At 65.5% G+C, this 25,148-nt stretch carries 26 protein-coding genes; 10 read left to right on the forward strand and 16 right to left on the reverse strand.

Translation table 11 applies throughout. The annotated features are described in order from the left end of the window. Nucleotides 1-48 precede the first annotated feature (48 nt). The 4 genes from C8J25_RS17035 to dusB are packed head-to-tail and all read right to left on the reverse strand — an operon-like array spanning nt 49 to nt 4,927. Nucleotides 49-1,371, reverse strand: coding sequence for a HAMP domain-containing protein (locus C8J25_RS17035; protein WP_244187179.1), 1,323 nt, complete (start codon nt 1,369-1,371; stop codon nt 49-51). A gap of 52 nt (nt 1,372-1,423) precedes the next feature. Beyond that, the gene (gene ntrC, locus C8J25_RS17040; RefSeq protein WP_107955582.1) at nt 1,424-2,881 is read right to left on the reverse strand and encodes a nitrogen regulation protein NR(I); all 1,458 of its coding nucleotides are present in this window, start codon (nt 2,879-2,881) and stop codon (nt 1,424-1,426) included. Next, the gene (locus C8J25_RS17045) at nt 2,878-3,942 is read right to left on the reverse strand and encodes a two-component system sensor histidine kinase NtrB (protein ID WP_107955583.1); all 1,065 of its coding nucleotides are present in this window, start codon (nt 3,940-3,942) and stop codon (nt 2,878-2,880) included. The genes ntrC and C8J25_RS17045 overlap by 4 nt, the downstream gene beginning before the upstream one ends. Beyond that, entirely contained in the window at nt 3,929-4,927 is a 999-nt protein-coding gene (gene dusB, locus C8J25_RS17050; RefSeq protein ID WP_107955584.1) for a tRNA dihydrouridine synthase DusB, read from the reverse strand. The genes C8J25_RS17045 and dusB overlap by 14 nt, the downstream gene beginning before the upstream one ends. A gap of 91 nt (nt 4,928-5,018) precedes the next feature. On the opposite strand from dusB, the gene C8J25_RS17055 reads away from it, so the two are divergent. The 3 genes from C8J25_RS17055 to C8J25_RS17065 are packed head-to-tail and all read left to right on the forward strand — an operon-like array spanning nt 5,019 to nt 7,203. Further along, entirely contained in the window at nt 5,019-6,167 is a 1,149-nt protein-coding gene (locus tag C8J25_RS17055; RefSeq protein WP_107955585.1) for a bifunctional 2-C-methyl-D-erythritol 4-phosphate cytidylyltransferase/2-C-methyl-D-erythritol 2,4-cyclodiphosphate synthase, read from the forward strand. Beyond that, nucleotides 6,164-6,688 (forward strand): hypothetical protein, encoded by a 525-nt coding sequence (locus C8J25_RS17060; protein WP_107955586.1) that lies wholly within the window; start codon nt 6,164-6,166, stop codon nt 6,686-6,688. The genes C8J25_RS17055 and C8J25_RS17060 overlap by 4 nt, the downstream gene beginning before the upstream one ends. Continuing rightward, the gene (locus tag C8J25_RS17065) at nt 6,688-7,203 is read left to right on the forward strand and encodes a CinA family protein (protein WP_056048893.1); all 516 of its coding nucleotides are present in this window, start codon (nt 6,688-6,690) and stop codon (nt 7,201-7,203) included. Before C8J25_RS17060 ends, C8J25_RS17065 begins: the two co-directional genes overlap by 1 nt. Here the strand turns inward: C8J25_RS17065 and C8J25_RS17070 are convergent. Continuing rightward, nucleotides 7,149-7,622, reverse strand: coding sequence for a type II toxin-antitoxin system RatA family toxin (locus C8J25_RS17070; RefSeq protein ID WP_107955587.1), 474 nt, complete (start codon nt 7,620-7,622; stop codon nt 7,149-7,151). The two genes, C8J25_RS17065 and C8J25_RS17070, sit on opposite strands and share 55 nt — an antisense overlap. Next, entirely contained in the window at nt 7,622-8,548 is a 927-nt protein-coding gene (gene lipA / locus C8J25_RS17075) for a lipoyl synthase (RefSeq protein WP_107955588.1), read from the reverse strand. The genes C8J25_RS17070 and lipA overlap by 1 nt, the downstream gene beginning before the upstream one ends. A gap of 174 nt (nt 8,549-8,722) precedes the next feature. Here lipA and C8J25_RS17080 point away from each other — a divergent pair, with 174 nt between their 5' ends. Beyond that, entirely contained in the window at nt 8,723-9,364 is a 642-nt protein-coding gene (locus tag C8J25_RS17080) for a carbonic anhydrase (protein ID WP_107955589.1), read from the forward strand. Here the strand turns inward: C8J25_RS17080 and C8J25_RS17085 are convergent. From C8J25_RS17085 to aspS, 3 genes are all read right to left on the reverse strand, one after another. Then, nucleotides 9,350-10,126, reverse strand: coding sequence for a polyphosphate kinase 2 family protein (locus C8J25_RS17085; RefSeq protein WP_107955590.1), 777 nt, complete (start codon nt 10,124-10,126; stop codon nt 9,350-9,352). The two genes, C8J25_RS17080 and C8J25_RS17085, sit on opposite strands and share 15 nt — an antisense overlap. Next, complete coding sequence (locus C8J25_RS17090) at nt 10,123-11,523, reverse strand: APC family permease (protein WP_107955591.1); 1,401 nt, start codon at nt 11,521-11,523, stop codon at nt 10,123-10,125. Before C8J25_RS17090 ends, C8J25_RS17085 begins: the two co-directional genes overlap by 4 nt. A 215-nt stretch (nt 11,524-11,738) precedes the next feature. Further along, on the reverse strand, nt 11,739-13,562 hold the full coding sequence (aspS, locus tag C8J25_RS17095) for an aspartate--tRNA ligase (protein ID WP_208622627.1): 1,824 nt from the start codon (nt 13,560-13,562) through the stop codon (nt 11,739-11,741). Nucleotides 13,563-13,653: 91 nt separating this feature from the next. Here aspS and rnd point away from each other — a divergent pair, with 91 nt between their 5' ends. Beyond that, nucleotides 13,654-14,829 (forward strand): ribonuclease D, encoded by a 1,176-nt coding sequence (gene rnd / locus C8J25_RS17100; RefSeq protein WP_107955592.1) that lies wholly within the window; start codon nt 13,654-13,656, stop codon nt 14,827-14,829. Beyond that, entirely contained in the window at nt 14,826-15,122 is a 297-nt protein-coding gene (locus tag C8J25_RS17105) for an I78 family peptidase inhibitor (RefSeq protein ID WP_107955593.1), read from the forward strand. Before rnd ends, C8J25_RS17105 begins: the two co-directional genes overlap by 4 nt. Before the next feature lie 31 nt (nt 15,123-15,153). Here the strand turns inward: C8J25_RS17105 and C8J25_RS17110 are convergent, their stop codons facing one another. Genes C8J25_RS17110 through C8J25_RS17125 form a run of 4 tightly spaced genes read right to left on the reverse strand, consistent with a single transcriptional unit; the run spans nt 15,154 to nt 20,810 of the window. Next, entirely contained in the window at nt 15,154-16,665 is a 1,512-nt protein-coding gene (locus C8J25_RS17110; protein ID WP_107955594.1) for a Ppx/GppA family phosphatase, read from the reverse strand. Next, nucleotides 16,662-18,827 carry an RNA degradosome polyphosphate kinase gene (locus C8J25_RS17115; protein WP_056481892.1) on the reverse strand — a complete coding sequence of 722 codons (2,166 nt, stop codon included), beginning with the start codon at nt 18,825-18,827 and terminating at the stop codon, nt 16,662-16,664. The genes C8J25_RS17110 and C8J25_RS17115 overlap by 4 nt, the downstream gene beginning before the upstream one ends. A gap of 16 nt (nt 18,828-18,843) precedes the next feature. Continuing rightward, entirely contained in the window at nt 18,844-19,488 is a 645-nt protein-coding gene (locus C8J25_RS17120) for an HdaA/DnaA family protein (RefSeq protein ID WP_056482954.1), read from the reverse strand. A gap of 11 nt (nt 19,489-19,499) precedes the next feature. Further along, on the reverse strand, nt 19,500-20,810 hold the full coding sequence (locus C8J25_RS17125) for a heavy-metal-associated domain-containing protein (RefSeq protein ID WP_425275477.1): 1,311 nt from the start codon (nt 20,808-20,810) through the stop codon (nt 19,500-19,502). Between C8J25_RS17125 and purM the strand changes: the two genes are divergently transcribed. The 4 genes from purM to C8J25_RS17145 are packed head-to-tail and all read left to right on the forward strand — an operon-like array spanning nt 20,809 to nt 23,453. Continuing rightward, nucleotides 20,809-21,924, forward strand: a complete 1,116-nt coding sequence (gene purM / locus C8J25_RS17130; RefSeq protein WP_107955595.1) for a phosphoribosylformylglycinamidine cyclo-ligase — start codon at nt 20,809-20,811, stop codon at nt 21,922-21,924. The two genes, C8J25_RS17125 and purM, sit on opposite strands and share 2 nt — an antisense overlap. Continuing rightward, complete coding sequence (purN, locus tag C8J25_RS17135; RefSeq protein ID WP_107955596.1) at nt 21,917-22,489, forward strand: phosphoribosylglycinamide formyltransferase; 573 nt, start codon at nt 21,917-21,919, stop codon at nt 22,487-22,489. Before purM ends, purN begins: the two co-directional genes overlap by 8 nt. Next, complete coding sequence (locus tag C8J25_RS17140; protein WP_107955597.1) at nt 22,486-22,851, forward strand: MmcQ/YjbR family DNA-binding protein; 366 nt, start codon at nt 22,486-22,488, stop codon at nt 22,849-22,851. The genes purN and C8J25_RS17140 overlap by 4 nt, the downstream gene beginning before the upstream one ends. Continuing rightward, the gene (locus C8J25_RS17145; protein ID WP_107955598.1) at nt 22,848-23,453 is read left to right on the forward strand and encodes a hypothetical protein; all 606 of its coding nucleotides are present in this window, start codon (nt 22,848-22,850) and stop codon (nt 23,451-23,453) included. The genes C8J25_RS17140 and C8J25_RS17145 overlap by 4 nt, the downstream gene beginning before the upstream one ends. Nucleotides 23,454-23,616: 163 nt before the next feature. Here C8J25_RS17145 and C8J25_RS17150 read toward each other — a convergent pair whose 3' ends face one another. The 3 genes from C8J25_RS17150 to C8J25_RS17160 all read right to left on the reverse strand — a co-directional run bounded on the left by C8J25_RS17150 (nt 23,617) and on the right by C8J25_RS17160 (nt 25,078). After that, on the reverse strand, nt 23,617-24,135 hold the full coding sequence (locus C8J25_RS17150; protein WP_107955599.1) for a GNAT family N-acetyltransferase: 519 nt from the start codon (nt 24,133-24,135) through the stop codon (nt 23,617-23,619). After that, nucleotides 24,135-24,557: a nucleoside-diphosphate kinase gene (ndk, locus tag C8J25_RS17155; RefSeq protein WP_056058698.1), complete on the reverse strand. Its 423-nt coding sequence runs from the start codon at nt 24,555-24,557 to the stop codon at nt 24,135-24,137. The genes C8J25_RS17150 and ndk overlap by 1 nt, the downstream gene beginning before the upstream one ends. A 74-nt stretch (nt 24,558-24,631) precedes the next feature. Next, the gene (locus C8J25_RS17160; protein WP_107955600.1) at nt 24,632-25,078 is read right to left on the reverse strand and encodes a DNA polymerase III subunit chi; all 447 of its coding nucleotides are present in this window, start codon (nt 25,076-25,078) and stop codon (nt 24,632-24,634) included. Nucleotides 25,079-25,148 lie beyond the last annotated feature (70 nt).

A 25,148-nucleotide genomic window follows, 5' to 3' on the forward strand; every position in this document is an offset into this window, starting at 1 on the left:
AACCAGAACAACGCCATCTACCGCCTCCATCGTCACACGCTCTGTGAATCAGGAAGCCCTCTTCAAATCAATAGCCTGATTGGGTTTGAGCCCTAGCAACGTCGTCGCCGAATCGTTCGCAATCGTGATCGTCCGCTCGCGTCCGGTTGCGACGACGCCAGCGGAGACCCCCGCCATCACCGCCTCGATCAGTGCGCGACGGCTTTCGAGCTGGCCGTTGGCCGTGACGAGTTCGGTGTTCTGCGCCTCCAGCTGCCCGGTCATCTGGTTGAACGCGTTGGCAAGCGTGCCGACCTCGTCACGGCTTCGCGGATCGGGAACGCGCGCGGTCAGGTCGCCGGCTGCTACCCTGCGCGCGGCGTCGACGAGCTCACCCACCGGCCGGACGAGGCGATCCGCAACCGCCAGCGCGATCCACACTGCAATCCCTACGATCAGCAACGAGATCAACAACAGTGCCGCATTGAACTGCAACTGGAGACTGCGCGCCCTGGCCAGGAGCGATCGATAACTCTTCAGCACGTCGTTGGCGCGCGTGGTCTGTTCGGAGAGGGATTTCGTATCCTCGACGCGGCCCGCATAGAGGAACAGCTCGTCAGATCCAGGCAGCATCGTGATCGTCTGGATACGATCGCCGGTGACCGAAAGGACCGCACTTTTACCCGACCGTAACTCCGCGATCGCCGCGGGCGTGACGCGGCGCGTGAAGTCGATCTCGTACGGGTTGACGATCGCCAGCGTCTGAATTCCCCGTTGAGGGGACAGCTTGAACAAAGCGGCCTCGGAGAGGCTGCGATAATAGACTTGCTGAAGGAACCAGCCCGAAAAATCCGGACTTTGAAGCGAGCGTTCGCGAAGATATGCAGACATGTCGCTGGCCATCGTCACGGTGGCTTCCTGCCATCGGTTGAGCTGGCGTCCGTAGGATGATTGAGCAAGTCCGGTTGCGTTTTCGAGCATACCGCGCGCCTGATCGGAATACCAGAATTGTACGCCATATTGGAACAGCAGCGACGCGAAGATCGTCACAAGCAGCATCGGCACAGCGGCGACGATCGAGAACAGAGCAACGAGGCGAACGTGGAGGCGACCGCCACCGCCGATTGGCGAACGCGCTGCACGGCGCATGGCCACACGTCGCCCTAGCAACATGAGGAGCGCGATGCCGGGCACGAGGTTCGCGACCAGCAGCAGCGCTACCAGCGGTGGCGGGATCAGGCGCTGCGGTGCGTCGCTGCCGGTAATGATAAAGTAGCTCGTGACGGCGATCGCGATCGCCACGCCGAGAACGACCGCCTCTACGGCAGGCGTCACGGCAAACCGGTGTGCAGGCCCGTCATCGTCCATCGGTAGCGTCGCGGAAGCGATCATCGTTGCCCCGATACAACGTCAACCGTTGCCGTGAAACCACATAATGACAGAATTACCGCCGTTCCGGTTCGTCTACGCGAGGCGCGTCGCCGCTGATCGCACCGCCGATATCGATGCCGAGCGTATCGAGGCGTTTGCGAAGCGTATTGCGGTTGATCCCCATCGCGCGCGCGGCCCGAAGCTGGTTCTGACCATGACGCGCCAGCATCGCCTCGATCAGCGGGCGTTCGACTTCGCCGATCACGCGGTCGTAGAGCGTGCCGTCATCGAGTGCGGCTGGATCGTCATGAGCGATGCGCTCGATCATCGCACGGACGGCTTGTCCGATATCGAGGTCGACCGGGTCGGTGAGCGAGGCGTGGCGGCCGATCATGGTACGGATCGCGTCCGCCTCGATGACTTCGTCGCGCGACAAGACTGCCAGCCGCCGCATGAGATTTTCGAGTTCGCGAACGTTGCCCGGCCAGTCATGCCCGCCAAGCGCGACCAGGGCGTCACTGGCAAGCTGACGCCGCGGAAGGCCCTGTGCAGCGGCGTGATCCAGAAAATGCCGCGCGAGCAGCGCGATGTCCTGACGTCGTTCGCGCAGGGGCGGCAACGTGATCGGGACGACATTGAGCCGGTAGAACAGGTCTTCGCGGAACTGCCCCGTTGCGACCTGTGACGCCAGATCGCGGTTGGTCGCGGCGACGATGCGAACGTCGACGCGGATCGTCCGTGCGCCACCGACGCTGGTGAACTCACCCGACTGGAGCACGCGGAGGAGGCGGGTCTGCGCCTCCATCGGCATGTCGCCGATCTCGTCAAGGAACAGCGTGCCGCCCGACGCCTGTTCGAACCGACCGGCATTGCGCGTCGCAGCGCCGGTGAAGGCGCCGCGTTCATGTCCGAACAGCTCGGCCTCGATCAGTTCGCGCGGAATCGCGGCCATGTTAATCGCGACGAACGGGGCTGCGCTACGCGGCCCGAGATCATGGATCGCGCGCGCGACGAGTTCCTTGCCGGTGCCCGATTCGCCCGAGATCAGCACGGTAAGATCGTTCGATACCACGCGCGCGATGATCCGGTAGACGTCCTGCATCGCCGCCGACCGACCGATCAGCGGGAGTGCGCGGTCCGCGTCGTGGAGCGCATCCTCGCTGACCATCCCGCCTCGCGCCAGTGCTCCGGTAACCGCGCGGGTCAGCACGTCGAGGTCGAACGGCTTGGGTAGATACTCGTACGCGCCAACCTCGGCCGCGCGGACCGCCGTGGTCAGCGTGTTCTGCGCCGAGAGGACGATGATCGGGAGCAGCGGAAAGCGCGCGGCGACGCTGCGGACATGGTCGATGCCGTCGCCGTCGGGGAGGATGACGTCGGTGATGAGGACGTCGGGCAGAGACACGGCAAGCGCGCGTTCGAGTTGCGCCAAGCTGTCGGCGACGGTGACGTCGTGGCCTGCGCGACGGAGGGCCTGCGCGACGACGGTGCGGATCGCCGCATCGTCATCGACGACTAGGACGGTGCTCATGATGCGGCTCTCGGCAGCAGCAGGCGAAGGACGGTCATCTCGGGGTTTCCTTCGCGGGCGTACTGGACGATGCCGCCCATGTCGCGCGTGAGCTTGTCGACCAGCGCGAGACCAAGCCCCTGCCCTTCGCGACGGCCGGACACGAACGGGTCGAACAGGTGATCGGCGATGTCGGCTGGGGCGCCCGGGCCGTTGTCGAAGACACAAATCTCAATCGGCAGCGGCAGGCGCGGCTTGCCGGGTGCCGCACTAACGGTGATGCCGTGACGGTACGCCGTGGTCATGACGATCCGCGGTTCTCGTTCGTTGCTAACAGCTTCGCGGGCATTCTTCAGCAGGTTTATGACGATCTGCAGCAGCGCATCGCGGTTGATCTGCGCGGGTGGGAGCGACGGATCGAAGCGTTCTTCGATCGCGATGCCGCGCGCGAACCCGGCGAGCGCAAGCCGGCGGGCGTGACCGAGCAGCGGATAGATGTTCTCGCTGGCGAGCGGCAAAGGGCGCGTATCGCTGAAATCCTGCATGCGGTCGATCAACGCCGCGATACGATCCACCTCAGTGACAATCAGCGTAGTCAGCTCGCCCGCACCGAGCAACTGTGCCGCACCACGAATACCGGATAACGGATTCTTGATTTCGTGCGCGAGCATAGCCGCGGCACCGACCGCAGCCCTCGCTCCAGCCGCACGATCCGCAGAGTGTCCAAGCCGCCGCGAGGTTGCGGATGCATGCAAGGTGATCGCCCGCCAGCCCGGGTAGTCGGCGATCTGCGTCTCGGCGAAATCTGCACGGATTTTGACCCCCCGCGCGGTCGAGATTTCGGTGTCGTAAACGGCTAGCCCGTGTCCGTCCCGATTTCGCGGATCGTCGGGCGGCGGGATGATCGCATCGAGTGGTTGTCCGATCATCAACCGTTCCGAGAGGTTCAGTAGTTGCTCGGCGAGCGCATTGGCATGCGCAACCCTGTGGTCGGGATCGACGACCACCACAGCCACCGGCAGCGCGGCGAAGAGTTCCGCGAACCCCGGCCGGTTGCGCGATGGCGTATCAGGCCGCTTCAAGGTCGCGCCAGGGAGCGTAGAACTCGGCGAGCATCGCCTTGACCTGCTTGGGATCGGGCACCTGGTTCACCTTGTTGCGGAACTCGGCCGAACCGGGCAGCCCCTTGGTGTACCAGCCGATATGCTTCCGGGCCATGTTGACGCCGGTCTCGATCCCGTAATGCTCGAGCATCGCCTCGTAATGGCCTGCGATCGCGTCATATTGCTCGGTGATCGACGGGTCCTCGATGCGACGGCCGGTGGCGAACCACTCCATCACCTGGCCGAGCACCCAGGGGCGTCCGTAGCTGCCGCGACCGATCATCAGGCCATCCGCGCCCGACTGGTCCATCGCCGCCTCGGCGTCCTCGATGGTGCAGATGTCGCCGTTGACGATCACCGGTACGCTCACTGCTTCCTTGACCTTCCGGACGAAGCCCCAGTCGGCATTGCCCTTGTACATCTGGTTGCGCGTGCGGCCGTGGACGGTGATCAGCTTGATGCCGAGGTCCTCGGCGATGCGCGCGAGATCGGGTGCATTGAGGCTGTCGTGGCACCAGCCCATCCGCATCTTCAGCGTCACGGGCACGTCGACGGCCTTGACGGTAGCCTCGATGATCGCGCTGGCGAGCTTTGTATCGCGCATCAGCGCCGAGCCCGCGTCGCCGTTGACGACCTTGCGCACCGGGCAGCCCATGTTGATGTCGATGATCGCGGCGCCGCGATCCTGGCTGAGCTTGGCGGCCTCGCCCATCTCGTACGGCGTGCAGCCGATCAGCTGCATCGACACCGGCTCCTCGAGCCGGTCCCATGCCGCCTTCTGCAGCGACTGGCGCGTCTCGCGGATCGCGGCCTGGCTAGCGACCATCTCGGTGACGTTGAGGCCCGAGCCATAGCGTCGCACCAGCGTGCGGAACGGCATGTCGGTGACGCCGGTCATCGGCGCGAGCACGACGGGGCTTTCGATCCGGACGGGACCGATCTGGATAGGGGCAAGGTTACGCATGAATGTGCCTGAAAAAGAGGCATCCCCCTACCCCGTCCGGCAGTTTTTCGCAAGACTGGCGAGCGTCGGGGCGAACCGCTAGGTCGCGAGGATGACACAGGCACAGCGTATCGTCGCGATCATCGTCGCTGCCGGAACCGGCGTGCGCGCGGGGGGATCGATTCCCAAGCAGTTCGCGCTGATCGCCGGCCGACCGATGATCGGCTATTCCTATGAAGCTTTCGCGACGCACCCGGCGATCGCCAAGACGATCGTCGTCGTCGCCGAGGGCCAGCAGGGTTTGGCGGTCGCCGCGTTGGGGACCGCGCCGATCGCCGTTGGTGGGACGACGCGACGCGAGTCGGTTACTAACGGTCTCGCGGCGGTCGGCGATGCGACGCATGTGCTGATCCATGACGCCGCCCGCCCCTTCCTGTCGCACGCTGTCATCGATTCGCTCGTTGCTGCCTTGAAGACCAGGGACGCGGCCATTCCGGTCCTGCCGGTGACCGATACGCTGGCGCGCGGCAACGTTTTGCTCGGCGACATCGTGCCGCGCGCAGACCTCAACCGGGTGCAGACTCCTCAGGCGTTCGCCGTGGAGGCACTGCGTGCCGCTCACGCGGTCTGGCCGGCGGACGAAGAGGCGACCGACGACGCGCAGATGGTGCGACGGCTTGGCGTCGGCGTCGCGTTGGTGCAGGGCTCGATGATGCTCGAGAAAGTCACGCACCCAGAAGATTTCGCGGCCGCCGAAGCGCGTGTCGCTTACGAAACCCGCACCGCGATGGGGTTCGACGTCCACCGTCTCGAAACCGGCGAGGAGCTGTGGCTCGGCGGCGTCCTGATCCCGCACGACAAGGGCCTGTCGGGGCATAGCGACGCCGACGTCGCGCTTCACGCGCTGACCGACGCGCTGCTCGGTACGATCGCGGCGGGCGATATCGGCACGCATTTCCCGCCGAGCGATCCGCAGTGGAAGGGTGCCGACTCCGCGCAGTTCCTCCAGCATGCCGCCAAGCTTATCGCCGACAAGCGCGGCCGGATCGATTTCGTCGACCTGACGATCATGTGCGAGGTGCCGAAGATCGGGCCGCATCGTACGGCGATGACCGCGCGGATCGCCGACCTGCTTGGGCTCACGCTCGACCGGGTCAGCGTCAAGGCGACAACGACCGAACGACTTGGCTTCACCGGCCGCGGCGAGGGTATCGCCGCGCAGGCCGTTGCAACCATTCGCTTGCCCGGATCGCCGCTTTGAAGATCGCAGCAGCGCTTGCGGGGATCGCCCTCCTCGCCAGCCCGGCAGTGGCGCAGCAGCGCTGCATCACCGGGCCCGAGGCCGAATCGCTTACGCTCGTCGCGATGCCCGATATCCTCCGGGAAACCGGGCGCGTCTGCGCGGCACAGCTTCCCGCCAGAAGTCTCATCCGGTCGCAGTCGAGTGCGCTGATCGATCGCTATCAGATCGAGTCCGACCGGGCTTGGCCAGCAGCGCGTGCGGCGATCGTCAAGCTCAGCGATCCTGCCGTGGACGCGCTGCTCGATTCGGAGTTTGCGCGACCGCTGCTGACGACGTTGCTGGTGCCGCAGATCGTCGGGCGGATCGCGACGCGTGATTGCGGGACGATCGACCGGATGGTGACGCTGCTCCAGCCCTTGCCACCGCGCAACACCGCGGGCATCGTCGTCGAGACGTTGCGGTACCTCAAATCCCAGAAGTCGCGCAGCGGAGATATCGCCGCGGTGGCGATGCTGCTCTGCCCGGTGGAGACACGCTGATGGATACGATCCTTCCCGCCGAACTGGTCGACGCCGCACGCAAAGTGGTCGAGCAGAACCGCGCGATCGGCCGCCGGGTCGCGGTCGCCGAGAGTTGCACCGGCGGGCTGGTCGCGGCTGCACTGACCGAGATCCCCGGGTCCTCCGACGTGTTCGAGGTCGGCTTCGTCACCTACTCGAACGCCGCCAAGCTCGGCGTGCTGAAGATCAGTTCGGACGTGCTCGAAACGTTCGGCGCGGTCTCGATCGCGGTCGCCTGGAGCATGGCGCAGGCCGCGCTCAAGCAGTCGGGCGCTGATATCGCGGTTGCGATCACCGGCGTTGCGGGCCCCGGTGGTGGTTCGCTCAAGAAGCCGGTCGGCACGGTGGTGTTTGGCCGCGCCGAAAAGGGCCGTGACCCGTCCGACGTTCACGCCGATCGCAAGGACTTCGGCGATCTCGGCCGCGGCGGGATCCGGCTTCAGGCCGCGTTGTGCGCGCTCGAACTCTTGCTGCCGGACGCTTCGGCGCCGTAAAGCTCCGCGGCACGCGTTTCGAACGCGCCGATCATCTTCCGCAGCGCCACGCCGAACACCTGCCCGGCGATCATCTCGAACATCCGGTTCTTGAACGCGAAGTCGACGGTGAAGTCGACCGCGCAGCCCTGCGGCTCGGGTCGGAAATGCCATTCGTTGCGCAGATACTTGAGCGGGCCATCGACGTAATCGACGTTGAGTTCGCTCGGCCGGACCTTCTGCACGCGCGACGTGAACGTCTCACGCAGCCCCTTGAAACCGACGATCATGTCGGCGAGTGTCTCGGTCTCGCTGTTCGAGCGCACGCGCATCGCGCTGACCCAGGGCAGGAATTCGGCATAGCGACCGACATCGGCCACCAGGTCGAACATCTGCTCAGGCGTGTAGGGCAAATGGCGCGTTTCCGAATGCTTCGGCATCAGATGCGCGCGACGCCCAGCTTTGCGTCGCGGTTCGCACGCAACCGCTCGAAGTCGTCACCCGCGTGGTAGCTCGACCGAGTCAGCGGCGACGATGCTACCAACAGGAAGCCCTTCGCGCGGGCAATCGAGGCATAGGCATCGAACGCCTTCGGCGGCACGAACTCGGCGACCTTGGCATGGCGCGGCGTGGGCTGGAGATACTGGCCCATCGTCAGGAAATCGATGTCGGCGCAGCGCATGTCGTCCATCACCTGATGGATCTCCAGACGCTCCTCGCCGAGCCCGAGCATCACGCCGGATTTGGTGAAGATCGACGGATCGTGCTTCTTGACGCTCTCCAGCAGCCGCAGGGACGCATAGTAACGCGCACCCGGGCGGATCGTCGGATAGAGCCGCGGCACGGTTTCGAGATTATGGTTGTAAACGTCGGGACGCGCCTCGACGATCGACTCGATCGCCGCCTGCGCCTTGTTGCGGAAGTCGGGTGTGAGGATCTCGATCGTCGTCGTCGGGTTCGACGCGCGGATCGCCTGGATCACCTTTACGAACTGCGACGCGCCACCGTCCGGAAGATCGTCGCGATCGACGGAGGTGATGACGATGTGGTTGAGCCCCATCTGCGCGGCCGCATCGGCGACGTTCTGCGGCTCCATCCGATCGACCGCGCGCGGCATACCGGTCTTCACGTTACAAAACGCGCAGGCGCGCGTGCAGGTATCGCCGAGGATCATGACCGTCGCATGCTTCTTCGACCAGCATTCGCCAATGTTCGGACACGCCGCCTCTTCGCACACGGTGGTGAGGCTTTTCGAGCGCATCAACTCACGGGTCTTTGCGAAGCCAGCAGAGGTCGGCGCCTTGACGCGGATCCAGTCGGGCTTGCGCGCACGGACCGGCGAAGCCATCGGGGTCATGTCGTTCATGCACGCCAGATAGCCCCGCCCTGCCGCTGAGACAATGGCGGCGGGCTATGTTGGCGGGTTGGAACCATCGGACGAACCGGATAAAATCATGGAACCAGTTCCAACATGACAAGTTTGTCATGTTGCATCGCAAACTGATATGGAAGGCTAACCGTGCCAACTCACTTTCCGGAAATGATCGAAGGCTATCACCGCTTCAAGGACGGCCCCTGGGAGGAGCAGCGCGAGCGCTGGAAGGAACTGCAGGACGGCCAGAGCCCCAAGGTGATGATCATCGCCTGCTCCGACAGCCGCGTCGAACCCGCGCAGATTTTCGATACGCTGCCGGGCGAAGTTTTCGTCGTGCGCAACGTCGCCAACCTCGTCCCGCCGTTCGAAACCGGTGGTGGTTATCACGGCGTCTCCGCGGCGATCGAGTTCGCGGTTACGCAGCTGAAGGTCGAAGAGATCGTCGTGATGGGCCACGAGAAGTGCGGTGGCTGCAAGGCTGCGCTGACGCAGGCGTTTGCCGATGCCGATCATGGCGCAGGCGGGTTCGTGTCCGACTGGGTCAGCCTGCTCGACGGTGCCCGCGAGAAGGTCATCGCAAAGTACGGTGAAGGCGCCGAGGCCGGCCGCGAGATGGAACTCGAATCCGTACGGACCTCGATCGCCAACCTCCGCACCTTCCCGTTCGTGACCGAGGCAGAAGCCGCCGGTACGCTGGCCCTGCGCGGTGCCTATTTCGGCATCGACAAGGGCCAGATGCTGCTGCTCAACGAGGATGACCAGTTCATCCAGGCCGATGCAGCAGAGGCCAAGTCAGCGAAGGCCTAACGCCTTCTCCGCCACCTTCTTGACCTTCGGGTCGAGCGGTGGCGGCACCATCGAAACCCCCGCTTCGAGGCGGTCCGCGATCAGCGTCAGCGCGGCGATTCGGGCCGCCTTCTTGTCGTTGCCGTCGATGACGGTCCACGCCGCGGTCGCGGTATCAGTGCGCGCGAACATCTCGGCCATCGCCTCCAGATAGTCTTCACGTCGCGATCGATTGTGGAAATCGTCGAGCCCGGTCTTCCAGTGCTTCCACGGATCGTCGAGACGCGCCTTCAATCGCCGGTCCTGCTCCTTCTGCGTGGTATGGATGAACAGCTTGATGAGGGTCGTGCCGCTCTCGACCTGCTGTGCCTCGAACGCGTTGATCTCGTCGTAACCGTGGCGCCATTCGGTCTCGCTGGCGAACCCCTCGACACGCTCGACGAGGACACGGCCGTACCAGCTGCGATCGAACACCGCGATGTTGCCGTTGGCCGGCAACCGGTTCCAGAAGCGCCAAAGAAAATCATGTGCCTTCTCGTCCGCAGTCGGCGCCGAGATCGGCCAGACCTTGTAGTTGCGCGGGTCCCATTCGGCGGAGAGACGCTGGATGATGCCGCCCTTCCCCGCCGCGTCCCAGCCCTCGAACATCACGATCGCGCGCGTACCGCCGACGATGTGCGCGACCTGAATATGCTCGAGCCGCTTTTGCAGCGCGGCGAGGTCGTGCTTGTACTTGCCGTCGTATTCGTCGCCAGCTTCGTAGTCGGCCAGGTGTATCGTCATGCATCACGCTCCGTCGCAAGGGTCGGGATCTGAACGTTCCAGGCGCCGCGACGACGCAGGACGAACCAATAATAGGCGATCGACAGCAGGATCTGTGCAGCCGTCATGATCAGACCGGGGCGGCCCTCCTCGAGATCGAGCCAGCTCGTCCAGGAGACATAGCCGAGCGCGAGCAGTGTTACGACAGGGGCAAGCGGGTAGAGTGGCATCTGGTAGGGGGCGTGCGCGGTCTTGCCGGTACGCCGGCCGACCATCGCCGCGACGCAGATGCCCGCATAGATCGCGACGAGGCCGGTGCCGCTGAGCACGAGCAGCAACTGGAGCGGCAGAAAGCACGCGACGATCCCGAACCCGCCGACCAGCAACGTGCCCACCCAGGGGGAGCCGAACTTCGGGTGGACCTGCGTCATCCACCGATCGAGCGGGCGCCCCCAGCTCCCGTCGCGCGCGGTGCCGTAGAAGAAGCGCGCGCAGGCGAGGATGCAGGCGATCACCGCGTTGACGATCGCCACGACTACGCCGATCGAGATCCAGTCCGCCATTGCCGAGCCGCTGCGTAGCGCGACGAGAAGCCCGAACGGATCGCTGGCGGTGAGCGTGGCGTGAAGATCGGGCGCGCCGACCAGGACCGCGACGATCGGGATGCCTTCGAACAAAAGCGTCAGCGCGAGCGAGGCCATGATCGCGCGCGCGATCAGCCGGGGGGCGTCGAGCATCTCCTCGCCGAAATAGACCGCGGCGCCGTAGCCGTTGAGCGCGAAGATCGCGATCGAGGTGGCGAGGCCGATCGAGGCGGCGGACGCGGGGACGAGCGCGGCTCCTTGCGGCATGACCGGGTGGAACAACAGGTCGCCGATCGGGCGGACGGTATCGGCGAACCCGAGCCAGACGACCGCGACGATCGCCAGCATCTCGACCAGCAGGAAGAGGCCGGTGAGCCAGGCGTTCACCTTGATCTGGAGGATCGCGACGAGCGTCGACCCTGCGACCACGGCGATCGCGACGGGGATTTGCGGCAGGCCGGGGACCAAAGTGCCGAGCACTGCGCTGACGCCGAGACCTGCGACCGGCGGGAAGAGCAGGTTGTTGAAGACGTTAACGCCGAGCATGACGAACCCCGCCATCGGCCCGAGCGTATGCGCGACCGCGACATACTCGCCACCTGCGACCGGCCAGGCGGAGGATAGCTCGGCGTAGACGAACGCAGTAGCGACGCAGACGAGTCCGGCGATCAGCGTTGCCCACACCGCGCCGGTGCCGGCGACCTGAAGCATGCCGGGGACGATGACGAACACCGACGATGCCGGGGTCGCTACGGAGAGGGTGAGGAACAGGACGCCCGTGACGCCGAGGCTGCGGACGAGGCTTGGCGCCGGTGTCATCTGATCGTCGCGCATGCCAACCCCTTATCGTGCAGAGGTATTTGCATGGTTGAGGGGGTTGAGGAAGCGTGGGACGTCTTTCCCTCGCCCCTTCGGGGAGAGGGAGGGGCCCGCCCGCCCTTGCGGGTGGGAGGGTGAGGGGAAGTTGGCGCAAACCAACCTCCCCTCACCCTCCCGTCGCCAAGCGGCTCCTCTGTCCCTCCCCCCTTGGGGCGAGGGACAGAGGGAAGTTACCCAGCGCTCGGCGCGACCATTTTCGTCGCGTCCTTCGGGCCATCGACCGTCAGGCGGATATTGAGTTCCTTCAGCTGCTTGGCGCTGACCGGGCTCGGCGCGCCCATCATCAGGTCCTCGGCCTTCTGGTTCATCGGGAACAGTACGACCTCGCGGATGTTCGGCTCGCCCGCGAGCAGCATCACCATCCGGTCGATCCCCGGTGCCGAGCCGCCATGCGGCGGTGCGCCGACCTTGAACGCGTTGATCATGCCCGCGAAGTTCGTGTCGACGTCGGCCTGCGTGTAGCCGGCGATCTCGAACGCCTTGTACATGATCTCGGGCCGGTGGTTCCGGATCGCGCCCGACGACAGTTCGACGCCGTTGCAGACGATATCGTACTGATATGCGAGGATATCGAGCGGATCCTTGTTTTCCAGCGCGTCCATCTCGCCCTGCGGCATCGAGAATGGGTTGTGGCTGAAATCGACCTTCTTCGCGTCCTCGTCATATTCGAACATCGGGAAGTCGACGATCCAGCAGAACTCGAACCGGTTCTCGTCGATCAGGCCAAGGTCGGCGCCGATCCGCGCACGGGCGGCGCCCGCCAGCTTCGAGGCGGGCAGTTCCTTGCCGGCGGCGAAGAAGATGCCGTCGTTCGGGCCGAGGCCCATCTCGGCGATCAGTTTCCGGGTGGCTTCCTCGCCGTGGTTCTTGGCGATCGGGCCGCCGAGTTCACCGTTCTTCTGCGTGATGTAGCCGAGCCCGGCATGACCCTCGGCGCGTGCCCAGTCGTTCATGTCGGTGAAGAACTTGCGGCTCTTGTCGGCGGTGTTCGGCGCAGGAATCGCGCGGACCACGTCACCGCCGGCGACGATGCCGGCGAACAGGCCGAAGCCCGAATCGACGAAATGATGGCCGACGTCGTGGATCAGGATCGGGTTACGCAGGTCGGGCTTGTCGCTGCCGTACTTCAGCATCGATTCGCGGTAAGGAATGCGCTTGAACGGGAGCGCCGAAACCTGGCGGCCCTTGCCCTGCCAGTCGGCGAACTCCTCGAATACACCGTGCAGGACGGGCTCGATCGCCGCGAACACGTCGTCCTGTGTGACGAAGCTCATCTCGAAATCGAGCTGGTAGAACTCGCCGGGCGAACGATCGGCGCGTGCGTCCTCGTCGCGGAAGCACGGCGCGATCTGGAAATAGCGGTCGAAACCCGCGACCATCAACAGCTGCTTGAACATCTGCGGCGCCTGCGGGAGCGCGTAGAACTTACCCGGATGGACGCGGCTCGGCACCAGATAATCGCGCGCGCCCTCGGGCGACGATGCGGTCAGGATCGGCGTCTGGAATTCGATGAACCCTTGCGAATTCATCCGGTTGCGGAGCGACGTGATCACCTGGCTGCGGAGCATGATGTTCGCGTGCAGCCGCTCGCGACGCAGATCGAGGTACCGATAGCGCAGGCGGATATCCTCGGGATACTCGGCCTCGCCCGCGACCGGCATCGGCAGCTCGCCGGCCATCGACTGGACGGTCGCGGCGGTCGCGCGGATCTCGATCCCGCCGGTCGGCAGGTTCGAGTTGACGGCTTCCGGCGCACGTGCGGTCACCTTGCCGGTGATCGTGACGACGCTTTCGCTCTTCAGTCCCTCGATCACCTTGAAGACGGGCCCCGACACGTCGGTGACGATCTGCGTGATGCCGTAGTGATCGCGCAGATCGATGAAAACGAGGTCGCCGTGATCGCGCTTCTTGTGGACCCAACCGGAGACGCGGACCTCTTCGCCGACCTGTTCGGGGCGGAGGGCGGCGCAGTTGTGGGTGCGATAGGCGTGCATGATGGGTCTTCTCGGACGATAAACAGGTGGTCCGCGCTTCCCTTCCCTTCCGGGCTTTGTCAACCCGAACGAGGCTCGCTATGGACGAGCCATGCATATCCACCCGCTTATCTCCGACAGTGCCACGCTCGCCAATTTGTGCGCGCGCATGGCCGACGCCGACTATGTGTGCGTCGACACCGAATTCATGCGCGAGAGCACCTATTACCCGGAACTCTGCCTGATCCAGATCGCCGACGACAAGGAAGCCGCCGCGATCGACCCGATGGCACCGGGGATCGACCTCAAGCCGCTACTCGACCTCCTCGTCGAGAATCACGACGTGCTGAAGGTCGTCCATGCCGGCGGGCAGGACATCGAGATCGTCTACAACCTCACCGGCAAGACGCCCTTCCCGCTGTTCGACACGCAGGTCGCGGCGATGGCGCTCGGCCAAGGCGAGCAGATCGGCTATTCGAACCTGGTCGACAGCTGGCTCGGGATCGCGGTCGACAAGGGGGCACGGTTTACCGATTGGGCGCGTCGGCCGCTCGACGCGCGGCAGATCGAATATGCGATCGGCGACGTCACGCACCTCTCGAAGATTTTCCCGAAGATGCTGGAGCGGTTGCGTAAGACCGGGCGCGGCGTGTGGCTCGATCAGGAGATGGAGCGGCTCGGCGATACCGCCAATTATGCGAACGATCCGGATCTTGCATGGAAGCGCGTGCGGATATCGGGACGCAAGCCTGATGTGCTCGGCCGGTTGAAGGCTCTCGCGCGCTGGCGTGAGTTGGAGGCGCAGGCAAAGGATTTGCCGCGCGGACGGATCGTCAAGGACGAGACTCTGGGTGACATGGCCGGCCACCCGCCGAAGAAGCAGGCGGACTTGGCACGGGTGCGTGGGTTGTCGGCGACTTGGGCCGGGAACGATATCGGTGGCCGTTTGATGTCGGCGATCGAGGGCGCACAGCCGCTTGGCGACGACGAACTGCCGCCGCGCGACGATCGCAAGCCGGGGCTCGGCAAGGAGGGTTCGCTGGTGGCGGACCTCCTCAAGCTGCTGCTCAAGATCCGCTCGCGAGATATTGATGTCGCGTCGAAACTTCTTGCGCGTACCGATGAACTCGAGGCCCTGGCAGCCGGTGTGCGGACCGGGCTGCCGATGCTCGAAGGCTGGCGGTTCGATCAGTTTGGCCGCGACGCGCTCGATTTGGTCGAGGGGCGGCTGGCGTTTGCGGTTATCGGCGGAAAGCTGAAGATGACCCGCACGGAGGATGCCGCATGAGGATCGTTCTGGTTGCGGCGTTGCTCGCGTCGGCGGGGTGTACGCCGGTCGAGATGCGCGGCGAGACGCCTGCCGCTCAGCCGGTCACGGCCGCCTGCAATGCCGACTCGCTCGGCGATCTGGTCGGCAAGCGCGCGAGCGATGCTCGGGCCGACGTGATGCAGACGCGATCGGGCGCACGCACGCTTCGGTGGATCGCGCCGAACACGGCCGTGACGATGGATTTCCGCGCCGATCGTCTGAATGTCTATGTGGACGCCAAGGGCCGGATCGAACGCTTCACCTGCGCCTGAATTCATTGAACCTCCCCTAAAAGGGGAGGATTCAAGCGAGAGTTAGTACGGCCTTGCGTCCCAGGGCGGCGGCAAGCGCGTTATGGCGACGTTCCACCGCCTCGCCGTAGAGCCCACGATCATCAGGGCGCAACGTCAGCGTAAGTGATACCCCGTCATCCGCGAGCGCTGATCGCTTCAAAGGTCCTGCCAAGCCACCACTCATTCGCTGGCCTAGTCGCATAGCGAGGCCCCAAGCAGTCGCGCTTTTCACCGCTGCCGGAGACGCGAGGCGACCAACTGTTTCACCGGCGGAGAGATCACCACCAAGGCTCGTGTAAAGAGCTTGCGCCAGCATCCCCCGGCCGGGCGCGTCAATCGCGACCCAATTGCCGTGCAGCGCGACCTCTACGCCACGTTCGGCGCGGAACTCGGGGTTCGCGCGCCAGCCGACGTCGGCGAGCAGGCATGCGGTGTGGCGAATACGCGCCATTGCGGGCGGCTCGGTGGTGAACAGCGGTGCGATCCAGCGATCGAGGAGGTCACCATGCTCGGGGAAGCGGCCGAGCAAGCGCCCCTCTTCGCGCGCTGCGACAATCAACGGATCGAGCGTTCGGTCTGCGGGCTTCAGATCTTCGTAAAGCAGGCCTTCGCGCAGGCCATAGGCAGACACGACCGTCGTCCGACTGCCGAGCTGGCGCATCAGCACACCGAGCAACGCAGCGGCATCGGCCAGTGTTGCCGTACGACCCGAGGACAGCCCCGGGATCGCCTTCAAGCGCGGCTTGGAAAGCTGTGGGATAGTCCGGCTGAGCCGCGTGATCGTCGCCGCGGTCATTGAATATTGGTGGATGATCGGCAGCGGATAGTCCGACAGTTCCATGTCCAGCCGTGCCAGTGCGCGCCACGAACCGCCAACGAGATAGAGCGGAAGCCCCTGCCCCTTCGCGGTCCAGCCGGCCTCGCGTACCAGCCGCGCCACGTAGCGGGCGAGCACCTTGCCGCGCTTGGCCCGGATCGGGCCGATCCGCAGGACGCCGAGCGGGAACGAGACGCGTTCCTCGATCTTGCCGCAGCGAACGCGGACGAGTTCGAGACTGCCGCCGCCGAGATCGCCGACGATGCCATCCGCTTCAGGTATCGCTGATAAGACACCATAGCCTGCCGCGCTGGCTTCCTGTTCGCCCGACAACGTCTCGACGGTCAGCCCGAGTTGTTCAGCCGCAGCAATGAGTTCGCCGCCGTTCTTCGCATCGCGGACCGCCGCCGTCGCGACCGTGCGGAGCGTCGAGCATTCCATTTCCTTCGCCACCGCCGCGAACCGCGCCAGCGCGACGCGTGCGGTCTTCAAGGCCGACTTCTCGATCGCGCCGGTAGCGGCGAGCCCACGCCCGAGCCCCGCCAACACCTTCTCGTTGAACCGGATCGCGGGGAGCCGTGGCGGCCCCTGGTAGACCACCAGACGGATCGAGTTCGAGCCGATGTCGATGATCCCGGTACGCGGGTGATCGTCGGTCTCGGCCTTGGGCGGGGAATTGCCGAACAGGATATTGGTGACGCTCATCGTTTACGGCGGAGCGACAGCGTCGGCACGGCATTGCTGGTCGCAAGCGAAGCGCCGCGGCCCGAGAGCGAAGGATTCGTCATGAAATACCGATGCAGGTTGAACGGGCGGTCGCCGGGATCGACGCGGCTATATTCGCCGTCGGGGCCTAGCTCCCAGCTCTGCTCGTTGTCGATCAGGTTCGCGACCATGACCTGATCGAGGATCTGGTCGTGGACGGTCGGGTTTAGGATCGGCAGCATATATTCGACGCGGCGATCGAAGTTGCGCGGCATCCAGTCGGCCGACGAGATGAACAGCTTGGCACCGTCGTTGGGCAGCGCCTTGCCGTTGCCGAACGCCCAGATCCGGCTGTGCTCGAGGAAGCGCCCAATCACCGATTTTACGCGGATCGTCTCCGACAGGCCGGGAACGCCGGGTCGCAGGCAGCAGATGCCACGGATGATGAGGTCGATCTCGACCCCTGCCCCGCTCGCTTCGTAGAGCTTCTCGATCACCGCAGGGTCGACCAGCGAGTTCATCTTCGCCCAGACGCCGGCGGGCTTGCCGGCGCGGGCGTTGGCGATCTCGACGTCGATCAGGTTCATGAGGTTCTGGCGAAGGTCACGCGGGCTCAGGCTGACGCGCGCCATGTCGGTCGGTTCGACATAGCCGGTGATGTAGTTAAACATCTGCGCCGCATCGCGCCCGACCGCAGCGTCGGCGGTGAAGAAGCTGAGGTCGGTGTAGATCTTGGCGGTGACCGGGTGGTAATTGCCCGTGCCGAAATGGCAGTAGGTGCGGAACGCCTGGCCTTCGCGGCGGACGACCAGCGAGACCTTGGCGTGCGTCTTCCAGTCGATGAAGCCGTAGACGACCTGCACGCCCGCGCGCTCCAGCGCGGAGGCCCAGACCATGTTCTGCTCTTCGTCGAACCGTGCCTTCAGCTCGACGACCGCAGTGACGGACTTGCCCGCCTCGGCGGCGGTGATGAGCGCATTGATGACCGCGGGCTGCTTGCCGGCGCGGTAGAGCGTCTGCTTGATCGCGACGACGTCGGGGTCGTTCGCCGCCTGCTTGAGGAAGGCGAGCACCACTTCGAACGTCTCGTACGGGTGATGGACGACGATGTCCTTGGCCTTGATCGCCGCGAAGCAATCGCCGCCGAACTCGCGGATTCGTTCCGGAAAGCGCGGCGTGAAGGGCGGGAACTTCAGGTCGGGGCGATCCTCGTCGACCAGCCCGTCGAGGTCGACGATGCCGAGCAGATTGCCGCTCTCGGTAATGATCGCGTCCGCACCGCCGAGCTCATCCTTGAGGACCGCCGCAAGCACGTCGGGGATGCCGGTTTCGAGTTCCAGGCGGATGACGCGGCCACGGCGGCGGCGCTTGATCGCGTTGGCGAAGTAGCGGACGAGATCCTCCGCCTCTTCCTCGATCTCCATGTCGCTGTCGCGCAGGACGCGGAAGCTGGCGGCGGCTAGCACTTCGTAGCCGGGGAACAGGACGGGCGCGAACCGCTTCAGGATCGATTCGATCGAGATGTAGCGCGCGGGCTCGCCAGGCAGGCGAACGAAACGCGTCATGGTGTGCGGGAGCATGACCAGTTCGCGGACGGGCTCGTTATCCGAACGGCGGACGAGGTCGAAGATCACCGATAGGCCGCGGTTCGGGATGAACGGGAACGGGTGCGCGGGGTCGAGCGCCTGCGGGGTCAGGATCGGGAAGATCTGATCGCGGAAATGCGTTTCAAGCCACTCGTCGGCCTCACCCTCGACCGCCTCGCGCCGCAGCACGAACAGCCCGGCTTCGTCGAGCAGCACGCGCAGGTCGCCCCACACCGCCTGCTGGCTCGCCATCAGTTCGTCGGCCTCGCGGACGATCGCGGTCAGCTGCTGGCCCGCAGTTAAGCCGTCTGCAGATCGTCGGTCGACGTCCTGCGTCTGCTGCCCCTTCAGGCCAGCGACGCGGACCATGAAGAACTCGTCAAGGTTCGACCCCGAGATCGACAGGAAGCGGAGCCGCTCCAACAGCGGATGGGCGGGGTTGCACGCCTCCTCCAGCACACGCCGGTTGAACGCCAGCCAAGAGAGCTCGCGGTTGAAAAACCGGTCGTTCGGCTCTGCGCCGATGGGATCGTCGTCGTCTTCCGATTGGCGGACGATATGGGCTGGACGGTTCATCGGGCCTCTTGGGGGCTTATGGTGGCGTGAAGAGCGGGAGGTCGAGAGCGAGTTGCGGCCGGAGGATCAGCCCGGCCTCGGTGAGTGTGGTTCGTGCAAGAGGAATGGACAAGCGCTTGCGACGTTCCATCGCCTCCTGATCCAGCGCATCGACGGTTCGCGTTACGGTAATATGACTGCGCTCGATTCTGGTCGCGAGCCAGTCGATCAGATCGGGGCGCGCATCGAGGCTGCGGCGCTCGAACAGATGCGCCAGCAACAGCCGCATGAGTTCGTCGTCGGGCGCGCCGATCGCCGCGATCGGGCTGGCGGCGAGGCGCGAGCGCAGGTCGGGGAGCTTCACCTTCCATTCGGGCGGCGCGGCGTCGGCGACAATCAGAAGCGGCTTGTGCTCCTCCTGTGCGCGGTTCCAGGCGTGGAACAGCTGCGCTTCGGGCACGCGCTCGGCATCGTCGATGATGGTGCCGCCGCTCTTCGCCGCGAAGATCCGCGCGAGCAGGCTGCGACCCGATTTGCGCGGGCCGGTGAGGATGGCGGTCATGACGGGCCAGGTCGCGGTGTGCTCCAGCGTGTGGACCGCGCGCGAATTGGAGGGGGTAACCAGGAAGGCGTCGTCGCGAGGGTCCGCCGGCCACCCGAGTGGCAGCGCAATTTGAGTCATCTTGGTCGCGCTCACCCTGTCGTCGCATTGTCCGCGGGTAAGTCCGGCGGAAGAAGTTGGGCGACCCGGCGGATGCGGATCGTCTGGCCGGAGCCGAATACCTGGTAGCCGCGGGCTTCTAGCGCGGTCTTCAGCGCAGCCGGATCGCCGTCATAGGCGACGCGCATCAGCGAGACACCGCCGAGCGCGAGACTGGTGGTGGCCGCCGAGCGGACGCCGGGGATCGCGCGGAGTGCTGCTTCCGTAGATGAGACAGCGGTCGCTGCGGGCGTGTCGAACTGGACGATGACCGAGATGCCCTCGCCGCCGGTCAGCGCTGCGGTATTGGCGTCGGCGGTCTCGTCGGTCGGCAGGTCGTCTATCGTTGCAGCTTCGGGCGGCGGTGGGGGCGAGAGGCTGTAGTCGACGCGGAGCGAACCGTTGCGGCGGGCCTGCTGGTACAGGTCGTCGATCCGCTTCACGCCGGTGTCGAGCAATTGCGCGATGCCGTCGGGCGTACCGACTCGCAGCGTGAAGCTGCCGATCAGGTCGTTGTCGGGGCCATGGCGCGCTTCGAACACGCCTATCACCGGGCCGCCGGGCCATTGGCGATAAAGTTTCACGACCGGGGTGAGAACGTCGCTCGCGCCATATTGGTCGAGGATCGTCCGCCACCAGCCGCGGCCGGGGCGCTGCGTCTGGCCGACGTTGAGCAGGAGCGCATCGGGGCCGGAGCCTGATGGGCGGACATAGTCGATGCTGCTGTTGCCGGTGCGATAGCGCGCCCAGGCCTGCTGCCACGGCGTGCTCTGCTCGAACGCCTGCCCGACGCCGCCCGAATATTGGATCGGGATCGTTAGCATCGGCTGCGAGCGATCGGCGTAGGTCGAGATGCCGAGAATCGATCCGGCGCGGCCGCGATCGAACAGGACGCCGAGCTTGGCGATGTAGCGCTGCGGGCCGATCTGTTCGTTCTCGACGACGATCCCGGAGACGAGCGAATCGAGCGTGCCATCGGAGACGAGACCGCCTCCGCCACCGAGCCGGTTCGACAATTGGACCCAGGCCTTGCGCTGGGCGAGCCGCCAGCCGCTGTAGCGCGCAGCATCCGCGGTCTTGCCCGCGACGTCGACCGTGACGCCGCTCACCTCGTACGCGCTGCCGCTGTCGACCGGGGCTGCGCCTCGGCTGCCGCCTTCGATCTGCGCGAGCACTGTGCCGCCGCTCAATAGCAGGGCAGCGCCAGCGAGGGCGGCAGGGAGGGCTTTGATACGCGTCACGCGGGCCTTTTGGCGAAGCAGGCGTGGAAATCCAAGCGCGATGTGGCTAGCAGCACCGATCATGACCGATACGCCAGACTCCGCCGCTCCCGCTTCGGGCCCCTACACCTACGCTCAGGCGGGCGTTTCGATCGCCGCGGGCAACGCGCTGGTGCGGGCGATCGCCCCGCTCGCGCGCTCGACGCGTAGGCCGGGGGCGGATGCCGATCTTGGCGGGTTCGGCGGGATGTTCGACCTCAAGGCGGCGGGGTTCGTCGATCCGTTGCTGGTCGCGGCTAACGACGGTGTCGGCACCAAGCTGAAGCTGGCGATCGAGTGGGACCGGCATGAGGGTGTCGGCGTCGATCTCGTCGCGATGTGCGTCAACGATCTGATCGTGCAGGGCGCCGAGCCGCTGTTTTTCCTCGATTATTATGCGAGCGGGAAGCTCGATGCGGCGGTCGCCGAGCGCGTCGTGGCGTCGATCGCGGAAGGCTGCAAGACCGCGGGTTGCGCACTGATCGGGGGCGAGACCGCCGAGATGCCGGGCATGTATGCGGACGGCGATTACGACCTGGCGGGCTTCTGCGTCGGGGCGGTCGAGCGGACCAACGTGCTGACCGGGCGCGAGATCGCCGCGGGCGACGTGATGCTCGGGCTGGCATCGTCGGGGGTGCATTCGAACGGGTTCTCGTTGGTTCGCCGGCTCGCGACCGATCGCGGGTGGAAGCTCGATCGTCCTGCGCTGTTCGACCAAGACAAGTTGCTGATCGATCATCTGATGGCGCCGACTCGCATCTATGTCGCGAGCCTGCTGCCGTTGCTGCGCGAGCGGCGGATCAAGGGGCTGGCGCATATCACCGGTGGTGGCCTGCTGGAGAACATCCCGCGCGTGCTGCCCGAGGGCGTGCATGCGGTGGTCGATGCGGATGCGTGGGAGCAGTCGCGGTTGATGGCGTTCCTACAGGCTCAGGGGGCTATCGAGCCGGAGGAGATGGCGCGGACGTTCAACTGCGGGATCGGCATGGTCGTGATCGTCGGCGCCGACGAGGCCGAGGCGGTGACTGCGGCGCTTCAGGCTGCGGACGAGACGGTGTTCACGATCGGGCGGATCGAGACGGGCTCGCATGGCTGCACGGTGCGCGGGTCGGCGGGTACGTGGAGCGCGCGCGAGGACTGGACCGCGACGCATGGCTGACAAGACGCGCGTCGGCGTGCTGATCTCGGGGCGCGGATCGAACATGATGGCGCTGGTCGGCGCTTCGCGTGCGGCGGAATGTCCGTACGAGATCGCCTTGGTGGCATCTGACAAGCCGGATGCGGCCGGGCTCGACTGGGCTCGGTCGGAAGGTGTGGCGACGTTCGCACTCTCGCCGAAGGGTCTGGGGAAGCCGGCCTATGAGGCGGCGATCGATGCGGCGTTGCGCGAGGCTGGTGTCGAGGTCGTTGCGCTCGCCGGGTATATGCGGTTGCTGTCGGACGGGTTCGTCGCGGCGTGGCGGGATCGGATCGTCAACATCCATCCGTCGTTGCTGCCCAAATACAAGGGCCTGGACACGCACGCGCGGGCGATCGCGGCGGGCGATGCGGCCGGCGGGTGCTCGGTGCATGTCGTGACCGAGGAGCTCGATGGCGGCGTGGTGCTGGGCCAAGCCGAGGTGCCGATCCTTTCCGGCGACGATGCGGACGCGCTTGCGACGCGCGTGTTGGCGGCGGAACATGCTTTGTACCCGAAGACCTTGGCGGAGTTCGTGACGCGATGACCGATCTGTCCCCCCTCGACCGCGTTCGCGCGGCGGCGCTGGCGTTGCCCGAGACCGAGGAGAAGGTTTCACACGGCCAGCCGACCTTCTTCGTGGCCGACAAGCAGTTTGCGCAGTTCCGGGCGGATCATCACAGCGATGGTGCGACGATGGTGTGTATGAAGACCAGCGGTACCGATGAGCAGGCGACGCTGATCGAGGCTAACCCGGCGGTGTATTCGCGGCCAGCGTATCTTGGCGCGACTGGTTGGGTCGGGATGAATGTCGCCGGCGATCCGGACTGGGCGCTGGTCGAGGACCGGATCGCGCGGAGTTGGGAAATGGCGGCGCCTGCCCGCTTGCTGGAAGCCGGCGGGCGATGAGCACCGAGACTCCGACCGAACGGCGCGAGGCTGCGGCGACGCGGCGGCGTTGGGTGACGCTGGCCGAGGTCGTGGCGGTTGCGGGCGTGCTGATCGCGGCGCTGACGCTGTGGACCAACTGGTCGGATCACCGTGCGAACGAGGCCGACAAGATCGCGGCGCAGTCGAGTGCGGCGCGCGAACGGAGCAAGATCGATCTGTCGGCGATCGTGCAGGATGGCGGCGATACGTTGTTGTTGAAGGACGCGCGGCATGACCTTCAGGACGTGACGATCGGCTTCCCCCGCGCGCTTGGCGTCTCGCCGCAGCGGCCACCGGCGGAACCGGTCATCGATGGGTCGTGGTTTTCGGCGCCGTTGTTGAAGCTTACCGATGGTGGCTCGGATGATCGTGCGGGGCGGCTGCCGGTCCTGGTCAGTGTGCAGTATTTCGATGGGGATACGACGCGGTCTGCGAGCGGGATTTATGATGTGATCTGGAAGACCGAGGGGCGGATGCTGCGCGGTCGTGCGCTGAAGCTTGAGGGTTTGCGGGTTCGCCAGCGTGGTGGCGATCAGGCGAAGCTTGATGCGATCTGGGCGAAAGAGAAGCCGGCGGCGTGATTGCCTACCTCTAAACGGCACCACCCCGGCGGAGGCCGGGGTCCAATTGGGGAACGTTGCTAACGGAGGGCAGCGTTCTGTTACTGCGACCTTTCCAATTGGGCCCCGGCCTTCGCCGGGGCGGTAGCGCTGCTGTGAAGTGCGGCGCTTTCGCCGGGGAAACTCACACCGCTCGCGAGTAGACCGGGTCGTCGTGGAGGGTGGTGCCGACCATGAACTGGCGGGTGCCAATTACCTTGTAGCCCTGGCGTTCGTAGAAGGCTCGGGCGCGGGTGTTTTGGTCCCATACGCCTAGGAGAACTCGGGTGCGGCCTGCTGCGGCGGCGTCTTCTAGGGCGCGAGTCATCAGGGCGGCGCCTAGGCCTGTGCCTTGGACCTGCTTCAGGAGATAGATGCGGCGGAGTTCTATGTCCGCGGGGCCGGGTTCGATTGGGAAGTCCGGTGCGGTCAAGACCGTGTAGCCGATCGGGGCGTGGCCGGGCTCGTACTCGGCGAGCGTGACGATCGTCGCGGGATCGGACAGCCACGTCTCGAACGTGGCGATGCTGTTCTTCATCGTGCAGTGGGCGACGATATCCGCCCCCGTCAGCACGGTCGCATAGGTATCGAGGAACGTGGCGGATGCGACGAGCGATAGCGCAGGCGCATCGCCCGACTCAGCCCGTCGCAGCCGCCAGGTCATCAGCCGACGATTTCTTCGGGCTTGAAGAAATAGGCGATCTCGATCTCGGCGTTCTCGTCCGAATCCGACCCGTGGACCGAGTTGGCTTCGATCGACTCGGCGAGTTCCTTGCGGATCGTGCCGGCATCGGCGTTGGCAGGGTTGGTGGCGCCCATGATGTCGCGGTTGCGCTGCATCGCGTTCTCGCCTTCGAGAACCTGAACGACTACCGGGCCCGAGATCATGAACGAGACGAGCTCGCCGAAGAACGGACGCTCCTTGTGGACCGCGTAGAAGCCTTCGGCCTGCTCGCGGGTCATCTGGATGCGCTTCGAAGCGACGACGCGCAGGCCGGCTTCCTCGAGCATCTTGGTGACCGCACCGGTCAGGTTGCGGCGGGTTGCGTCGGGCTTGATGATCGAAAAGGTACGGTTCGCGGCCATGATGGTCACGGGCTCCTGTGTTGGCGGTAATCGGACGCGCGGCGCTTAGGCGGGGGACGCTGGTAAAGCAACGGTTATGCCGCCTGTTCCCAGCGACCGGAGTCGTTCTGTTTCCAGTAGCGGCGTTCGACGTCGTCGCGGTCGGCGAGTCCTTTCCAGGCGAGACGGGCTTCGCGGATCGCTTCGTCGTCGAAGATGTGGAAGGCTCGGTCAAAGGTTAGGATAAGGTCACGCCAACGTCCGTCTACCACCGCGACGTTGCGGGCGGCATTGGCGGGGGCGGTCTCCTGGATATCTTCGGCGATTAGAATGGGTTGAACGGTGTCATCGTTGCTGCCGGCCTGGGCATGGGGGAGGAAGCTCTCGGGGGCGTAGGACCAGAGGAGGCGGTCGAGCGCGACGCGTTGTTCTTCGGGTTCGGCGACTATCAGGAAGCGGCCACCGGTCTGGACGACGCGCTCGGCGATGCGCGGGAGGACGCGGTCGAGGGGGCTGGTTAGGTGGTAGAAATCGACCTGCATGCTTTCCACTCCCCCTCGCTGTTCCCCCGCGAAAGCGGGGGTCCAGGAGTCACGATCGGTGTCGGTACTT

Origin of the sequence: Sphingomonas faeni, from assembly GCF_003053745.1 — a bacterium.
Lineage (GTDB): Bacteria > Pseudomonadota > Alphaproteobacteria > Sphingomonadales > Sphingomonadaceae > Sphingomonas > Sphingomonas faeni.

Excerpts from the sequence above, each read along its gene's own strand:
- C8J25_RS17035 (WP_244187179.1), bottom strand. The coding sequence starts at position 1,371 with ATGATCGCTTCCGCGACGCTACCGATGGACGATGACGGGCCTGCACAC.
- ntrC (WP_107955582.1), bottom strand. The coding sequence starts at position 2,881 with ATGAGCACCGTCCTAGTCGTCGATGACGATGCGGCGATCCGCACCGTC.
- dusB (WP_107955584.1), bottom strand. The coding sequence starts at position 4,927 with ATGCGTAACCTTGCCCCTATCCAGATCGGTCCCGTCCGGATCGAAAGC.
- C8J25_RS17055 (WP_107955585.1), top strand. The coding sequence starts at position 5,019 with ATGACACAGGCACAGCGTATCGTCGCGATCATCGTCGCTGCCGGAACC.
- C8J25_RS17065 (WP_056048893.1), top strand. The coding sequence starts at position 6,688 with ATGGATACGATCCTTCCCGCCGAACTGGTCGACGCCGCACGCAAAGTG.
- C8J25_RS17070 (WP_107955587.1), bottom strand. The coding sequence starts at position 7,622 with ATGCCGAAGCATTCGGAAACGCGCCATTTGCCCTACACGCCTGAGCAG.
- lipA (WP_107955588.1), bottom strand. The coding sequence starts at position 8,548 with ATGAACGACATGACCCCGATGGCTTCGCCGGTCCGTGCGCGCAAGCCC.
- C8J25_RS17080 (WP_107955589.1), top strand. The coding sequence starts at position 8,723 with ATGATCGAAGGCTATCACCGCTTCAAGGACGGCCCCTGGGAGGAGCAG.
- C8J25_RS17085 (WP_107955590.1), bottom strand. The coding sequence starts at position 10,126 with ATGACGATACACCTGGCCGACTACGAAGCTGGCGACGAATACGACGGC.
- C8J25_RS17090 (WP_107955591.1), bottom strand. The coding sequence starts at position 11,523 with ATGCGCGACGATCAGATGACACCGGCGCCAAGCCTCGTCCGCAGCCTC.
- aspS (WP_208622627.1), bottom strand. The coding sequence starts at position 13,562 with ATGCACGCCTATCGCACCCACAACTGCGCCGCCCTCCGCCCCGAACAG.
- rnd (WP_107955592.1), top strand. The coding sequence starts at position 13,654 with ATGCATATCCACCCGCTTATCTCCGACAGTGCCACGCTCGCCAATTTG.
- C8J25_RS17105 (WP_107955593.1), top strand. The coding sequence starts at position 14,826 with ATGAGGATCGTTCTGGTTGCGGCGTTGCTCGCGTCGGCGGGGTGTACG.
- C8J25_RS17110 (WP_107955594.1), bottom strand. The coding sequence starts at position 16,665 with ATGAGCGTCACCAATATCCTGTTCGGCAATTCCCCGCCCAAGGCCGAG.
- C8J25_RS17115 (WP_056481892.1), bottom strand. The coding sequence starts at position 18,827 with ATGAACCGTCCAGCCCATATCGTCCGCCAATCGGAAGACGACGACGAT.
- C8J25_RS17120 (WP_056482954.1), bottom strand. The coding sequence starts at position 19,488 with ATGACTCAAATTGCGCTGCCACTCGGGTGGCCGGCGGACCCTCGCGAC.
- purM (WP_107955595.1), top strand. The coding sequence starts at position 20,809 with ATGACCGATACGCCAGACTCCGCCGCTCCCGCTTCGGGCCCCTACACC.
- C8J25_RS17125 (WP_425275477.1), bottom strand. The coding sequence starts at position 20,810 with ATGATCGGTGCTGCTAGCCACATCGCGCTTGGATTTCCACGCCTGCTT.
- purN (WP_107955596.1), top strand. The coding sequence starts at position 21,917 with ATGGCTGACAAGACGCGCGTCGGCGTGCTGATCTCGGGGCGCGGATCG.
- C8J25_RS17140 (WP_107955597.1), top strand. The coding sequence starts at position 22,486 with ATGACCGATCTGTCCCCCCTCGACCGCGTTCGCGCGGCGGCGCTGGCG.
- C8J25_RS17145 (WP_107955598.1), top strand. The coding sequence starts at position 22,848 with ATGAGCACCGAGACTCCGACCGAACGGCGCGAGGCTGCGGCGACGCGG.
- C8J25_RS17150 (WP_107955599.1), bottom strand. The coding sequence starts at position 24,135 with ATGACCTGGCGGCTGCGACGGGCTGAGTCGGGCGATGCGCCTGCGCTA.
- ndk (WP_056058698.1), bottom strand. The coding sequence starts at position 24,557 with ATGGCCGCGAACCGTACCTTTTCGATCATCAAGCCCGACGCAACCCGC.
- C8J25_RS17160 (WP_107955600.1), bottom strand. The coding sequence starts at position 25,078 with ATGCAGGTCGATTTCTACCACCTAACCAGCCCCCTCGACCGCGTCCTC.